Below are 14,894 nucleotides of genomic sequence, written 5' to 3'. Positions count from 1 at the left end.
ACGACTCAGTTGCCCCCTTTTCTTTTCGTAATCTTGGATTTTTTAAGATTCCCTTGGTTTTTATTTGATTTGATATTTTGTGTAAAGCGCTTCCGTATTTTTTAGTAGAATAGACCATAGAGGTGAAAAAAATGAGGAATATAAAAATTGGGTTACTCCTTTGGTTGTGTTTGTCTTTCTTGGCTGGTTGCCAAGCAGTCAAAGAAACGACCGCTGAAACATCGGAAGAAAGTATCGTGATCGGTTTTTCTCAATCGGGAACGGAAAGCAGCTGGCGCAAGCGCCACACCGAATCGATTCGCACTGAATTAGAGAAGGAAGGCTATGAAGTGCTCTATCGTAACGGCTATATGAATCAAGAACGTCAGATTCAAGATATCCGCAGTTTTATCGTGTATCAAGTCGATGCCATCGTCTTTACCCCGATTCAGGAAAACAATTGGGAACCGATTTTGGAAGAAGCTGCGCAAGCGGGGATTCCCGTTTTCGTGGTGGACCGTCATGTCAACGTCAGCGATCCCTCTTTGTTTCTGACTCATATCGGGCCAAGCTTCAAAGCCGAGGGCAATCGTGCAGGTCTCTACGTCAGCAATTATTATAAAGAACATCAAAATGAAACGATCAATGTTTTAGAATTGACGGGACTGGATGCTACTTCTCCGACGTATTTGCGCTCAGAAGGGTTCCGAGAAACCATCAAGCGTGATTATGCCCACAACAATGTAACGATCCAAGTCAAAGATGAGCTAAATGGTGACTTCATTCGCCGCAAAGGCAAAGAAGTCATTGAACAATACATCGCAGAAGGCAAAATGGAGCAGATCGATGTCTTGTTCAGTCACAATGACGAGATGACTCTTGGCGCTCTTGAAGCCCTCGAAAAAACCGATATTGAGCCAGGGAAGGATTTGGTGATCGTATCGATCGATGCCCAAAAAGAAATGATCGACAAATTGAAGCAAGGGATCGTCAATTGTGTCGTTGAATGCAACCCAGACGCTGGTGTGTTCGTCAAAAATGCCATCTCGCGCTACTTGGCTCGCGGCGCCGATGCCATTCCTCGTGAAATCTATGTCCATGAAACAGTTTTTTCCAGTGATATGGACTTTGATCAGATTCCACCAAGAAATTATTGAGGAGATGAAGATGAAAACAAAAAGTATCAAGGGCATTTTCCAGCAGACCAACAAACTGATGATCCTCGTCGCCTTTATCCCCCTTGTAGTAAGCAGTGTCTTTTACTCGCGGCAGATTTTTATTTACCAAAACACCATCAACAATATTGAAGAAGCCAATCAACTATCGGAAAAAGTCGACGCCATTGTCTTGGAGGAGATGTGGGACTTAGTCTTTGGCCAAAAAACCGTCGCACAAGTCCAAGAAACCAATGTGATCGATGAACTGAGGAGCGATCTGCAGCACATTCAAGAAAATACCAGCACTGCCAAAGAGCTCAATATTTTAGCAGTCGCCTTTCGGACGCTCGATTCTTTAGAAACCTATCAGCAACAGTTGATCGACAATATTCTCAAGGATGAGCCGGTGGAAAAAAACCAATACGTCATGATCCAAGTGGATTCGGTGATCGATTTGCTATCCGATATTTTGCAGCAGTTTGTCGGGGTAGAGATCAGCTTAGCCAGCCAAACCAATCACGAACTGGTCCAATCCGTGTTGCTGCTGATCCTTTTTCAGGTCGTGTTGCTTTTGATCATCTTTGCGATCATCAATAAAAACCGCCGCTTTGTTCGTGACAATCTGCAATACCCGCTGGATCGGTTGTTAGACCTTTCCAATGAACTATCCCAAGGACATTTGAGCTACCGAGCAGAACTGCCCGAAACCCCAGAGCTGCGGACTCTGACGAGTAGCTTGAATCGGATGGCAGATGACTTGACTCGGCTCTTGGAAGAAAATGCCTTGAAGCAGTATCACTTAGCCCAAAGTGAGGTGCGGGTCTTACAAGCCCAGATCACTCCACATTTCATCTATAATAGTTTAGATGCGATCGTTTCTTTGATTGAAGCTGCCCGTTACGAGCAAGCAACCGAAATGACTTATGCGCTGTCAGATTTTTTCCGCATCTCCTTAAGCAAAGGGCAAGACTGGATTCCGCTGGAAAAAGAATTGCGGCATGTGGACGATTACTTGAAGATTTTGCAGATCCGCTATGGCAGGATGCTGTCTTACACCATTGAAGATCAAACTGTCAGTCCAGAACTACAGGTTTTGAAGATGGTCCTGCAGCCCCTTGTTGAAAACGCCGTATATCATGGCACCAAATTTGTCCGTCGTGTCGGCATGATTCGAATCACAGTGTCAGAATTGCCTCACCAGATTCAAATGACCATCAGTGACAACGGTGTTGGGATCGACCCTGAGCGTTTGGAGGAGATTCGTCGTAACCTTAAAGAAACCACTGATCCCGCCTCTGAGAGCGGCTATGGCCTATATAACGTCTATCGCCGTCTCCAGCTGAACTACGGCAGCGAAGCGCAACTGACGATCCACAGTCAATACCAAGAAGGCACCACGATTAACGTCACAGTACCAAAAAGGGAGGAACCCAACCATGTACAAAGTGTTCATAGTTGAAGATGAACATCTGATTCGCGATAGTTTGCGCCACCAAATCATGACTCTTGCCAAACAATACCCGATCGTTTATAGCGATGAAGCCGCAGATGGCGAATTGGCGCTGGCTTCGATCCTTGATCTGCGTCCTGATATTATTATCAGTGATATCAAAATGCCGTTTATGGACGGCTTGGTCTTTGCGAAAGAAGCCAAGAAATTATTGCCGCAAGTTCGCATTATTTTCGTTAGCGGCTTTGATGATTTTGACTATGCAAAAACGGCACTGCAGCTGCAAGCAGACGATTACTTGCTCAAGCCCATCAAAAACGAAGAATTAGAACAAGCCATCAAAACCGTCGTTCAACATTTAGATGAACAACAAGCCACTCATCAACAATTATCCAAAGAAGACGATTTATTCGAAATGGAAATCAAAAAGAATCACTTTCTGAATCACCTCTTTAAACAAAAGATCACGATCTCAGAAGCCTTTTTACAAGCAGAAGAACTGGGCCGGCGCTTTTCAGGCAAACAGTTTTGTGTGCTCTTAGCAAAAACCCCCTTCAATCAAAGCTTTTCTGACTACACTCGCTTTAGCCAGCAGCTGACCAAAGCCTATGAACAAGACGATGCCGTCTTGTTCTCCAGTGTGTCTAGCCGCTTCATCAAGTTTTTGCTTTTTGACCATGACCGAGAACAAGTTTTAGAAAAAGCCTATCAGATCGCTCAAAGCCTCGTTCATGGTTCTGGGGAAGAAGTAGCAGTGGCGATCGGACCGGTAGCAGATCGCTTCTCGGGCATCTCTCTTTCTTATCAGAAAGCTCGTGACATGCTAAAAACCTATGGCAGCATCCGCAAGGAAAAAATCATCAGCTATGAAGACGACATTCGCGAAGGGGAACTGTCCCCCACCAATCCCTTCAAAACCGACCTTGCTTCACGGCTGGCAAATGCTGGGAAACAGACGATCCCTGAGCTGATCGCTGAATTGATGGCGCCTCATGGAACCGTTGAGCGAACGCAAATGTACCGTTTGTTCGTCTTAGTCGAACTGCTGGCATTATTGAAGAAAAAAGACAGTCATTCGCTGCCCCAGATCGTTCAGCACGCCCATGACTTAGACTATCTAGCGGCATTGACCCATGAGCCAGAGAACTATCAAACGACTCTGGCAGAACTGTTGCCATTATTGACCCAACAACCCATCAATCCTGCGATGGCGAAATATCAAAGCGTCATCAATCAAGCCAAAGCCTTTATCAGTGAGCACTTTTCTGATCCCAATATTTCCTTAAATGTAGTTGCTGAAAAAGTTCATTTGAGTCCAGCACATTTCAGCACCATCTTCTCGCAAGCCACTGATTCTACGTTTATCGAATACTTGACCGAGCAACGGTTGACCTTAGCTAAGGAACTGCTGTTAACGACCAATCTACGGCTATCTGAGATCGCCTTTGATGTTGGCTATAATGACCCAAATTATTTTTCCTTTTTGTTCAAGAAGAAAGAAAACATCTCACCGAAAGAATACCGTCAAAAAAATGCCTAGATGAGTGAATGGATGGATGCAAAAAAAGAGTGAAGGACAGCAAAATCGTCCTCACTCTTTTTCATTTTCTACCTCATGCAGTTATTTCTTCTCCATCGCAGCTTTTAAAGCAGCTGCTAATGGGCTTTCTTGCGGTTCTTCTTGATTGATTTTGTTCATCAAGCGGCGTTCTTCGTGTTTCGACAGCTTTTTGCTGCGTTCCTTTTTATCCGCCATTTTTTCGGTGGTCCCATCGAATTTACAGCGGAAATAGGCGCCGTTTTTGCCTTCGATGATCTCCATCTTTCGGTGGCATTGCGGGCAGCGTCGGTTTGAAACTTTCGGGTCTTTCCGACGACGGTACTTGCAGGTGCCACTGGAGCAAACATAGATCTTGCCATCACGGGTATTTTTCTCCCGCAATGGTTCGCCGCATTCGGGACAACGTTTTTGGGTCAATGAGAAATCTTGGTACTTGCTTTCGCTTTGCTTGATTTCTTTGACCAGTTGTTTTGTGTCTGCTTCGATTTGTGCAAGGAAGGTTTGGGCAGAATAGGTGCCTTTCGCAATGGCTTCCAGTTCCTTCTCCCATTTTTCCGTCAATTCTGGTGTCACCATGGATGGATTGACTAAGACTAACAGCTGCTTGCCTTTTGGCGATACTTGCAAGCCGCTTGGGGTCCGCTCCATCAGCTCAGATTTGATCAGCTTTTCAATGATCTCCGCACGGGTTGCCGGCGTACCGAGACTATGTTTTTCCATTTTACCTAAAAGAGTTCCTTCATTCAACGGTTTCGGTGGTGTGGTCAACTCTTTCTGGATGGTGAACTCAGGCTTGACGGTACTGTCTTTTTGCCAAGCCACATCACTGGTTTCTTCTTCAGAAGTCGTTTTCCATCCCGCTTCTAACACGGTATTGCGGTTGAATACAAAGGTTTCTGAACCAAAGGTCACGGTCACTTTCTGCTGCTGCTTTTTATGGGGTTTCGCAAAGAGCATCAAGAAACGACTAACGATCATTTGATAGATCCGTTGTTCATCGGTAGTTAATTTTTCATAACGTGCCCGCTGTTCCGTTGGCAATAAGGCATGGTGATCGGTAACTTTTTTATCATTGAAGACAGCTTGCTGCACCACTTGTCCGCCATTTTTCAAGTATCCTTTGACTTCTGGGGCAAAATCCGCAACTGCCTGCAGGCGTTCCTTCATGGTTGCCTTCATATCATTGGTCAAATACTTGGAATCCGTCCTTGGATAAGTGACGATCTTGTGGGTTTCATACAAGCTTTGAACAAGCGACAAGGTCTTCTTGGCAGAAAAACCATAACGCTGATTGGCTTCTCGTTGGATCTCGGTCAAATCGTATGGCAATGGTGCACTTTCTGTTTTGACCTTTTCTTCGATCGCTGTCACGCGACCATTTTGTTGACTCATTTGCTTGACCAATGCTTCGGCGTCGCTGCGTTCTTTTAGTTGATAGGGATTTTTTTGCTGCAGGCGGGCCTTGGCATCGCCTACGTTTAGGGTAATCACATGATAGGTTTGCGGACGGAAACTCTCGATCTGCATTTCCTGACTGCGCACCAAAGCTAAGGTAGGGGTTTGGACCCGACCCGCACTAAGATTGTCTTGATATTTGACCGTCAATGCCCGGGTGACATTCAATCCTACCAGCCAGTCGGCTTTTGCCCGCGCAAGGGCGGAGTAGTAAAGATTGTCGTAGTGCTTGGCTGACTGCAATTTTGCAAAGCCTTCTTTGATGGCTTTAGGGGTTTGCGAAGAAATCCACAAACGTTTGACTGGTTTGTCAAAACGAACCCACTCCAAAATCCAGCGAGCGACTAGCTCCCCTTCTCTTCCCGCATCGGTAGCGATCACGACTTCCCCGACATCTTTTCTTTGAGCCAATTGTTTGATGGCTTTTAGTTGATGACCGGTTTTTGGCAACGGCTTGATCCCGATGGACTTAGGGATCATCGGTAGCGTTTCCATCTGCCATGATGCCCAGTCTTTGTTTAAATCTTCAGGCATTTTCAAGCCCAATAAATGACCAAGGGCCCAAGTAACGATCGCCTTGGGTCCTTCGTAATAATTTTTATGTTTTTGCTCACAGCCCAAAACTTTGCTGAGGTCTTTGGCAACGCTTGGCTTTTCCGCTAGAATTAGTTGTTTCATAAAAATCTTTCCTGCTTTCATCGACGACTTGCTGATATTCTTTAAGCAATGCCAGTCCAATATATTGTTGGAGGTAATCGTCGCATTCTTCGCACCAGCGTTCGTCTTCTTCATTCCAAAAAGCCGTCATAAAGTTTGATTTTGCATTTATGTACGAATACTCTTCTCTGATTTCTTGCCATTTTTGTTCATAAAATGACTGCGCCTCGCTGAAAGTTGCAAATGTGAACGCCTCTTGAATATCTGACTGCCATCCCTCAAAAAACCACCACGGTTCATTGTCCCCATACATGACTACTACTTGATACATTCCATTGCTCCTTTCACGATTCCTTCCTCATATTAGTCACTTTTACTTAAACTTGCAAGGAATAAGTTTCAGCATTTAAACATTGCTTTAAAAATTCATTAAACCCTCGTTTTTTTGTACGATTTATCGGTTGTTTAAGATTACATCATTTCTATGCCCCTATAGTCTAGCACAGATGTTTCCTGTTGTGAATATAACATCAAAAGATTAAAAAAATATCAAACAAGATTTATTTTAACCTCGTAAAAAAAATTTGTCTGCGATGGATATGCTACAATAATGACAACCACGAAATTGCCAGGAGGTGCCCCATGTATCTCGAACAAATCACTTTTCCCGATCAAGAGACCGAGTTTGATTTTTTCCTTTCCATCAAACGAACCGTTTATGATTCTTACTACCCTTTTCAGATTCTCAGTGCCCGCCTTTTTCAGCAGATCGATTTTGAACCGGTCACGATCTTATATGGCGGCAATGGTTCTGGCAAAACCACCGCATTGAACGTGATTGCCGAAAAGATCCACGCGCAGCGCTTTGCTGCGTATAATCGCTCGAATTTTTTCGAGGACTACTTAGCCTACTGTACTACTGGCAGCATCGTCGAACCGCAAGAAAAAGTACTTTTGACCAGCGATGATGTCTTTGATTACATGCTGGCTATTCGAAACTTGAATCAAGGGATCGATCATCGCCGAGAAGAAGTATTCCAAGAATACTACCAAGCAAAGTATGCGGACTTTCGTTTCACGGGTTTTGACGACTACCATGAATTGAAGAAAATCAATCTTGCACGATCCAACACACAGTCCAAATTCACCCGCAAGCACTTGATCGACAATGTCCGAGAATATTCCAATGGTGAAAGTGCCTTTCGCTTCTTTCAAGAAAAGATTCGTCCCAACAGCCTTTACTTATTAGATGAACCAGAAAATTCTCTTTCTGCTGAGCGTCAGCTGGAACTGGTGCAGTTACTGGAAGATTTTGTCCGCTATGAACAGTGTCAATTCATTATTGCTACCCATAGTCCTTTCGTTTTATCTTTAAAGGAAGCCAAAATCTATGATTTGGATCAAACGCCCGTCGATGTTCGGAAGTGGACCCAGTTAGCCAGTGTCCAGCAGTATTACCGCTTTTTTCAAGCACACCAAGCCGAATTTGATGATCGATCATGAGCAAAGCAACCCAGTTTCCGCCAAAGATTTCTTTTGGCGGCTTTTTTTCCGTCGCACTCACACAAAGACCAAAATCAAATTGATCAGCGCAATACAGAAGGCGACCACTCCCGCAATTTTGCCCCACTTGACTTCTGCTTGGTTATACTGATCGGAATGCCCCGCAATCTGAGAGGACAAAAAGTAGAACTTTTTAAAAACAAGCAAATACCCGGCTAAACCCAATAGTACGGCTAAGGCAAGATGGTTGATTTGGCTTGAAATGACCTGAGTCTGATGAAGCATCACCATCCCTACGACACTAACGACAAACCCCCATTTCATGAGATTGGCTTTGGTACGATTCATGCTCCTCCTCCTTTCTTTTAAAAATGCCAATGCATCAAAAACATTCATTTTCTATCTAAATTATAGCATAATTTGACTAAAAAAATAAAATCCAAGAACTCGTAAACGAATGTTCTTGGATTTTTATCAATCGAAAAAGATGATTACTTGCTGGCTAATCACCACCAGCAAAAATTTCTTCTTTATTATAAATCGGTGTATGTTTTTTCAAGTCTTCAAGGGTTCCTACTTGTCTCCCTTTGGAGTAAAAACCATCTAACAAGCCTAAAGATTGGAAAATCGTTTGCTTATAGGCAATTTCCGCATTCCATTCCGTGGTATCTAATATTTGCAAAGCTTTATGGATTGCTTCGATGCCAGATGCTCCTGGCGCACTGATCAGTACCCCATGACTGTTGAGGAGCAACATATTCGGTAAGGCGAGTTGTTCTTTTTTCATATAATCAGAAACTAATTCTGCTAATTCTGGTGAGCAATTAGGTTCAAAGTCTAGTACAGGAATATAGCCAATTTTTTGGGTCGCTTCCGTTAAGTTAGGCATATCCAATCCGGCGGTTGCCCAAAACATCGAGTGAGGAGAATGGGCATGTAAGACTGCTTTTATCGCTGGATTCGTATCATAAACCGCTTCGTGTAAGTTGATTTCTCGTGTCAGCTGACCTACCCCATCAATCACCTTTCTCGTATGAGGCTCAACGACTAAAATCTGGGCTGGTGAGACTTCTCCTAAATAGGCTTCTGACATCATAGTTGGTGTCATAATAATGTATTCTTTTCCAGTTTCATCGGTTGTTTTAAAAGAAAAATTACCGCCTGCAACATTTGTATTCTTCCTAGTAAAAATCAATTTTACGATTCGTGCTAAATCTTCCCGTTCTCTTTCAAAAATCATCCGTCCATCTGACATATTCAAGACCACCTTTTTTATTTTTCAAACGTTTTGTTGCGTAAGATTGTTTGAACAGCTTCTCTTACTTTGGCTGCTTCTTCCTCTTTTTTCTTTTTCCGTTCATCATATTCTTTAAAAAGTACTGGACTGCCATATTTATACACACAGACTGCTAGACCAATCGCTACGACATTAAATAGGTACTGTTGTGTCACCAAAGCTAAGAGATAGCAGCCAATTGCTAGAAAAAGAAGCAATTGCCATTTTATTTTTTCGCTCTTTCCCATTCCTGTCGCCCTTTCCTTTTTGAAAATATTAGCCATTCGTCGCACGCACATGCGTCGATTGGGTCCCTTGTTCTTCATATCTTTGACTTGGTACCTTTACCTTACTCATATATTTATACAACCAGACAAACATTGCGATAAACACAACGGAACCGACGATACCCAAGATATTTCCTTTAAACGCTTCTGCAAATAAAATTCGAAATTCTGGTCCTTCGATCGAAGACCAAGTGATTTGCTGCCCTTTTTGTATCCCTTCTACTGCGCCGGTTCGATCTGCTAAGCCCGTTAAGATCGGCGTCAAATACGTAGCTGCATATAGATAGATTGGCATCGAAATAACCCCCATGATCAGCATACGAACCAAGTTTCCGCCGGTAAGCAATAATCCACCTACTGCGATCGAATAGTTAATGATTCCTGCTAAAGGCAACACAGCATTTCCTGGCAAGATGATGGCATAGCCAATAAATACAGGTACCAACAAGATAGCAGTGACCCAAATCTCAGAGCGACCAGCTAATACAGGCCAATCTAACCCAATGTAAACTTCCCGATCTTTAAAGCGTTTTTTCATCATTTCCGACATTGCATCAGCAAGTGGTGAAAGGGACTGCATAAACATTTTTGAGATCATTGGGAACAAAGCCATTGCCGTCGCGATTTGAATAGCTAAATTCAATGAACCTGACACGCCATAGGCTGCGGCTAACCCCAAGCCTAAGCCTATGAGAAAGCCCATCACCGAATTTTCAGAGAAGATGCCGATTTTCTTTTTTAAGGCTTTGGTATCGGCACGTCGATTAAAGAAAGGAATTTTATCCATAATCACATTGATCGGTAATAAAAGTACTGCTGAAATATTCATCAAGTGGGTCACTGTTACTAAAGGAATACCAGTCAAGTCCTCAATGTGGCGTTGGAACATATCCCCCATCTTAAGTTCCAAGATAACCTGTACGACGGCGGTGATAAACCCAGCAAGTAAACTCCCACTGATAAAGTAGACTAGATAGGCAGTCAGCGCTTTGCCCCATACATTCCACATATCGACATTCAACGTCTTGGTCCAGTTCAAAATCAACATGACAAAATTCACACCAAGAACGACGGCAAAGAAAACAAATGCATAAGACCATGACCAGGTGATACTTGCTGCTCCTGTCCAACCTAAATCTAGCGCAGGCAAGTTCAAGCCAGTATTTTTCGCCAATGCTTCGGAAGCTGGACTAACTGCATTTGACATAAAGCCGATGACCATCGACATCCCAGTAAAAGCAATACCTAACGTGATCGCAGACATAAAGGCTTTTTTGAATTTCATCCCTGCAACCAAGCCTAGGATTAAAATGATTAGCGGCACAAAAATAGCGGAACCTAAACCTAAAATATAATTGATAATGTCTTGAAATACTTGCATTTTTTTCACTTCTTTCTTTTGATAGGATGTTTTGTGCTAGCCAATCAATTCTTTGATTTCTTCATAAATCGTATCCATACCCATACCTGTAAGAAACGGAATTCCAGCAAAAACGTGTACACCTAGCTCAGCCGCTTTTTCCAATACTTCATCATCTGGCTGTGCAACATACACATAAATTCCTGTCGACGGCAATTCGTTTTGGATCGACTTGTAATCAACTGCTTCAACGGGGAAATCGATCCCGTCATCTTCAAGCATCCCAGCAATTTTACTTGCGATCGTTTGACTTGTTGCAACGCCACTTCCACATGCTACGATCAATCTTCTTTTCATCTTGAATCCCTCCAAAAATTTTATTTTGTATACTGTGTAACTAATTGATAAATTGCCTGTACTTCTTGTGTCCCAATGAATGCCTTTACAAATCCTTCATCCATAAATAATGCCATTAACGATTGCAGTAAGCCGACTTGCTCTTTTGGTTCTTTGATCCCTAGAAAAAAGAGATTCTTGACCTGCATTTCTTGACTGTCACCCATTTGCTTCATCTTCACCTCGTTTTTCAGACGCACGATCGCTATAAAAGGCTTTTCGACATACGCTGGTTCTGAATGAGGCAAGCCAATATTCAAATACTGTGTAATCAGCCCAGTTGGAAAGGCTTGTTCTCTTGCTAGTAATCCTTCTACATACTGTTCATTCACAAAACCTTGTTCCTGTAATCGTTTGGCTATCTCTTCAAATAGCTCTTTCAACTCCTCTCCTTCCACGTCGAGAAAAATCAGCCTTTCATCAAACATGCTCGTATAGCCCACCTATTCTTCCTCCTTGTTCAACTTTAATGATAAACATTGTTAAACTTTGTTATAATGTGTTTTACAATGTAAATATACAATAGTTAATTTTTCTTGTCAACGCTTTCTTTTCGTATTTTTTCCAAACTGGTTACTTTTATCGACACATAAAATTATCAAACTTTAACAAAGATGAACATTTATCCTTGCTTTTTCCAAAAGTAAATGCTATTAATTAATGTATAAAGAAGACAGTTGAAAAAGAAACTTAAAAAAATCGTTAATCAACCAGAGGTGAAACTATGTTAAAGAAAGAACGGCAAGAAAAAATTCTAGCGCTAGTGAATCAGCACGATTACTTATCCATTGCAGAAATAGCCAAAACATTAGACGTTTCCGATATGACCATTCGTAGAGATATTACAGAGTTAGCGAATCAATCTTTATTGGTAAAAATCTATGGTGGCGCCCAAAAACTCGAAAAAATCGAACACGAGCTTTCTACTCAAGAAAAAATCGATACGAATGTTGCTGAAAAAAAATTCATTGGAAAAGTGATGAACAGTATCATTTCAGACAACGATACTATCTATATCGGTGCTGGAACTACGATGCTTCACGCTTTACCTGAACTAAAAAAAGCAAACTTATTCGTGATCACAAATAGTTTGCTTGCTTTTAATTATTTGATTTACAACACAGACTATCGTGTCTTATTGACAGGCGGAGAATTTTCCCGCACGACGGAAGAATTTTATGGGGAAACGGCAGAGAAGAGTTTTGAAAATTTAAATATCGATATCGCTTTTGCTGCTACAAATGGGATCTTTGAAAATAATATCACCACTGCGAATCTTGTTGAAGGTTCGATTCAACGAGTCGCTTTCAAGCATTCCCGCAAAAAATGCATCGTTGCGGATAGTTCCAAGTTTAATCGCTCCGACGTTTACACCTTTTACTCACTTTCAGATATCGATTATTTGATCACTGATGATAAACTTTCTGAGACTACTTTTGAGTATTATCGCTCCTTTACAGAGATCCTCAAGGAGGAACAAAAATGATTTTAACCATCACAATGAACCCTTCCATGGACTACAACTATTTGGTTCCTTCGTTGAAATTGGATCAAGTAAATCGGGTAGATAACCCACATACATCGATTGGGGGAAAAGGTATCAATGCTGGCAGAGTCATCGCACAATCTGGGGAAGACGTTTTATTGACAGGTATTTTAGGTGGACCTGTAGGCAAAACGATCCTTGATTCTTTACTAGCCGAAGAACGTTATGTATTGGATTTCCTAACCATCGATGGTAATTCTCGCAATGCGATCACGATCATGCATGACGGTAACACCCATACAGAGCTAGTAGAAAAAGGACTTTATCTATCGGAGAAAAACGAACAACTTTTTTACCAACACCTTGCAGCATTAATTGAACAACATCCCATCACGGTCGTCTGTATTTCTGGATCAGTAAATTCTGATAATGGGCATTTTCACGATCAATTGCTTCAATTCATCCGTAAGACATTAGGTGAGCAGGTACCAATCCTCATGGATATAGCAGGTGAACAACTAAAAAATTGTTTGACTCACACGAATGCTCGTCCGAATTTTATTAAACCGAATCAACAGGAATTGGAAGAGCTAATAGGTCAAAAATTACATTCATCTCAAGACATTTTCTCTGTCTTAGAAAGCACTCTTTTCGAAGGAATCGACACCGTCATGATATCTCAAGGCGGCGATGGGGCAATCGTTAAACATCAGTCGACTTTTTATAAGATCGAGATCCCTAAAATCGCCATCGTTAATACGACTGGCTGTGGCGATTCAACTGTTGGTGGCATGGCTGTTGCATTGAATAAACAGTATCCAATGGAACAAGCATTGACCTATTCGATGGCTTGTGGCATGTCTAATGCGCTTTCGAAAACAAACGGTACGATCAATCCTGCACAAGTCGCTACATTTAGCGAACAGATCCACCTTTTCAAGATCAAAGAATAATCGGCTACCTATTTTTTGGTTCTCTTGATTACGCAAAACATTCGTTGGTACAAATAAAAAAAGCCCTAGCTAAGTGCAACTGATTGGTTCAGTGTTCTTAGCTAGGGCTGATTGTGTTAGTGGTTAAACATATTGTAATTCTTTGGCTTCTTTATAGGCTGCATCGATCAAACCGCCGCCCAAGCATTCCACCCCGTCATAAAAAACGACTGCTTGTCCAGGAGTGATGGCGCGGACTGGTTCGTCAAAAATCACTTCTGCTCGATCTCCATCTAATAGACGCACCGTTACCGGTACATCTTGTTGACGGTAGCGGAATTTTGCTGTGCATGAAAATTCTGTGCCGCGGTCTTGTTCTGTAGTAAAGTGGATTTGGCTTGCTTCCAAGCGATCTGCATACAATGCGGGGTGATGGAATCCTTGTCCCACATACAAAGTGTTGGTCGCTAAGTCTTTTCCTACTACAAACCATGGTTCTTGGGTAGCACCGCCGCCGCCAATGCCTAAGCCTTGACGTTGTCCGATGGTGTAGTACATCAAGCCATCGTGTTGTCCTTTGACTTCGCCATCTAATGTAACCATATTGCCTTTTTTCGCTGGCAAGTAATTACTCAAAAATTGTTTGAAATTCTTTTCTCCGATAAAGCAGACACCCGTGGAATCTTTTTTCTTGGCTGTTGCTAGACCGGCCCGTTCAGCGATCGCTCGTACTTCTGATTTTTCCATGCCGCCTAGTGGGAACATGGTTTTGCTCAATTGTTCTTGTGACAATTGGCTTAAGAAATACGTTTGATCTTTGTTGTTATCCACGCCTCGCAACATATGAGTCACGCCGTTTTCATCAACGGTCACTTGCGCATAATGGCCAGTTGCTACATAGTCGGCACCAAGATCCATCGCATAATCCAAAAAGGCTTTGAACTTGATTTCCTTGTTACACATGACATCTGGATTTGGCGTCCGTCCGGCACGGTATTCTGCAAGAAAATATTCAAATACACGGTCCCAATATTCTTTTTCGAAATTCACTGAATAATAAGGAATCCCGATTTGCGCAGCCACTTTGGCTACGTCTTTGTAGTCTTCTGTTGCGGTACAAACACCGTTTTCATCGGTATCATCCCAATTTTTCATAAAGATCCCGACAACATCATACCCTTGTTCTTTCAGCAAAAGTGCTGTTACTGACGAGTCTACCCCGCCACTCATTCCAACCACCACACGGGTGTTTTCGTTAGACATGATCGTTTCACCATCATTTCAATTATAGATTCTGAAATCATCTACGATTTGAAGGTCGCAACTTTTCAGTAATTTGCATTATACAACAAAACACAAAAAAGTTCACTGTTTGCTGTCTTTTCTTATAAATTC

The 14,894-nt window shown here is 42.3% G+C and carries 15 protein-coding genes; 6 read left to right on the top strand and 9 right to left on the bottom strand.

Features of this window, described 5'->3' with window-relative positions:
- Positions 1–131: 131 nt before the first annotated feature.
- Genes IGK61_RS02040 through IGK61_RS02030 form a run of 3 tightly spaced genes read left to right on the top strand, consistent with a single transcriptional unit; the run spans position 132 to position 4,126 of the window.
- Complete coding sequence (locus IGK61_RS02040) at positions 132–1,136, top strand: ABC transporter substrate-binding protein (protein WP_008376147.1); 1,005 nt, start codon at positions 132–134, stop codon at positions 1,134–1,136.
- Between the two features lie 10 nt (positions 1,137–1,146).
- Complete coding sequence (locus IGK61_RS02035) at positions 1,147–2,595, top strand: sensor histidine kinase (protein WP_074535334.1); 1,449 nt, start codon at positions 1,147–1,149, stop codon at positions 2,593–2,595.
- Positions 2,573–4,126: a response regulator transcription factor gene (locus tag IGK61_RS02030; RefSeq protein ID WP_074535335.1), complete on the top strand. Its 1,554-nt coding sequence runs from the start codon at positions 2,573–2,575 to the stop codon at positions 4,124–4,126. Before IGK61_RS02035 ends, IGK61_RS02030 begins: the two co-directional genes overlap by 23 nt.
- Before the next feature lie 81 nt (positions 4,127–4,207).
- Here IGK61_RS02030 and IGK61_RS02025 read toward each other — a convergent pair whose 3' ends face one another.
- Together IGK61_RS02025 and IGK61_RS02020 are read right to left on the bottom strand one after the other, a co-directional pair.
- Entirely contained in the window at positions 4,208–6,280 is a 2,073-nt protein-coding gene (locus IGK61_RS02025; protein WP_074535336.1) for a DNA topoisomerase III, read from the bottom strand.
- Positions 6,213–6,590 carry a DUF1033 family protein gene (locus tag IGK61_RS02020; RefSeq protein ID WP_005227251.1) on the bottom strand — a complete coding sequence of 126 codons (378 nt, stop codon included), beginning with the start codon at positions 6,588–6,590 and terminating at the stop codon, positions 6,213–6,215. Before IGK61_RS02020 ends, IGK61_RS02025 begins: the two co-directional genes overlap by 68 nt.
- 311 nt (positions 6,591–6,901) lie before the next feature.
- On the opposite strand from IGK61_RS02020, the gene IGK61_RS02015 reads away from it, so the two are divergent.
- Positions 6,902–7,762, top strand: a complete 861-nt coding sequence (locus IGK61_RS02015; protein WP_074535337.1) for an AAA family ATPase — start codon at positions 6,902–6,904, stop codon at positions 7,760–7,762.
- 57 nt (positions 7,763–7,819) lie between these two features.
- Here IGK61_RS02015 and IGK61_RS02010 read toward each other — a convergent pair whose 3' ends face one another.
- The 6 genes from IGK61_RS02010 to IGK61_RS01985 all read right to left on the bottom strand — a co-directional run bounded on the left by IGK61_RS02010 (position 7,820) and on the right by IGK61_RS01985 (position 11,524).
- Positions 7,820–8,110: a hypothetical protein gene (locus IGK61_RS02010; protein WP_254777442.1), complete on the bottom strand. Its 291-nt coding sequence runs from the start codon at positions 8,108–8,110 to the stop codon at positions 7,820–7,822.
- Between the two features lie 154 nt (positions 8,111–8,264).
- Positions 8,265–9,017: a class II aldolase/adducin family protein gene (locus tag IGK61_RS02005; RefSeq protein ID WP_010748701.1), complete on the bottom strand. Its 753-nt coding sequence runs from the start codon at positions 9,015–9,017 to the stop codon at positions 8,265–8,267.
- Between the two features lie 17 nt (positions 9,018–9,034).
- Positions 9,035–9,286 carry a hypothetical protein gene (locus tag IGK61_RS02000; protein WP_008376154.1) on the bottom strand — a complete coding sequence of 84 codons (252 nt, stop codon included), beginning with the start codon at positions 9,284–9,286 and terminating at the stop codon, positions 9,035–9,037.
- Positions 9,287–9,314: 28 nt separating this feature from the next.
- On the bottom strand, positions 9,315–10,706 hold the full coding sequence (locus IGK61_RS01995) for a PTS galactitol transporter subunit IIC (protein WP_074535340.1): 1,392 nt from the start codon (positions 10,704–10,706) through the stop codon (positions 9,315–9,317).
- A gap of 36 nt (positions 10,707–10,742) precedes the next feature.
- A complete protein-coding gene (locus IGK61_RS01990; protein WP_005227245.1) occupies positions 10,743–11,042 on the bottom strand; it encodes a PTS sugar transporter subunit IIB in 300 nt (99 codons plus the stop codon).
- A gap of 20 nt (positions 11,043–11,062) precedes the next feature.
- Entirely contained in the window at positions 11,063–11,524 is a 462-nt protein-coding gene (locus IGK61_RS01985; RefSeq protein WP_060792379.1) for a PTS sugar transporter subunit IIA, read from the bottom strand.
- A gap of 281 nt (positions 11,525–11,805) precedes the next feature.
- Here IGK61_RS01985 and IGK61_RS01980 point away from each other — a divergent pair, with 281 nt between their 5' ends.
- Positions 11,806–12,567: a DeoR/GlpR family DNA-binding transcription regulator gene (locus IGK61_RS01980; RefSeq protein WP_005227243.1), complete on the top strand. Its 762-nt coding sequence runs from the start codon at positions 11,806–11,808 to the stop codon at positions 12,565–12,567.
- A complete protein-coding gene (locus IGK61_RS01975) occupies positions 12,564–13,520 on the top strand; it encodes a 1-phosphofructokinase family hexose kinase (protein ID WP_074535341.1) in 957 nt (318 codons plus the stop codon). Before IGK61_RS01980 ends, IGK61_RS01975 begins: the two co-directional genes overlap by 4 nt.
- Positions 13,521–13,643: 123 nt before the next feature.
- Here the strand turns inward: IGK61_RS01975 and mnmA are convergent, their stop codons facing one another.
- Complete coding sequence (gene mnmA, locus IGK61_RS01970) at positions 13,644–14,762, bottom strand: tRNA 2-thiouridine(34) synthase MnmA (RefSeq protein ID WP_074535342.1); 1,119 nt, start codon at positions 14,760–14,762, stop codon at positions 13,644–13,646.
- Positions 14,763–14,894 lie beyond the last annotated feature (132 nt).

It is taken from the genome of Enterococcus sp. AZ063 (genome assembly GCF_051715045.1).
GTDB lineage: Bacteria > Bacillota > Bacilli > Lactobacillales > Enterococcaceae > Enterococcus_D > Enterococcus_D casseliflavus.
The sequence above is the reverse complement of the archived record's forward strand: the minus strand, read 5'-3'. Positions and strand labels throughout refer to the sequence as shown.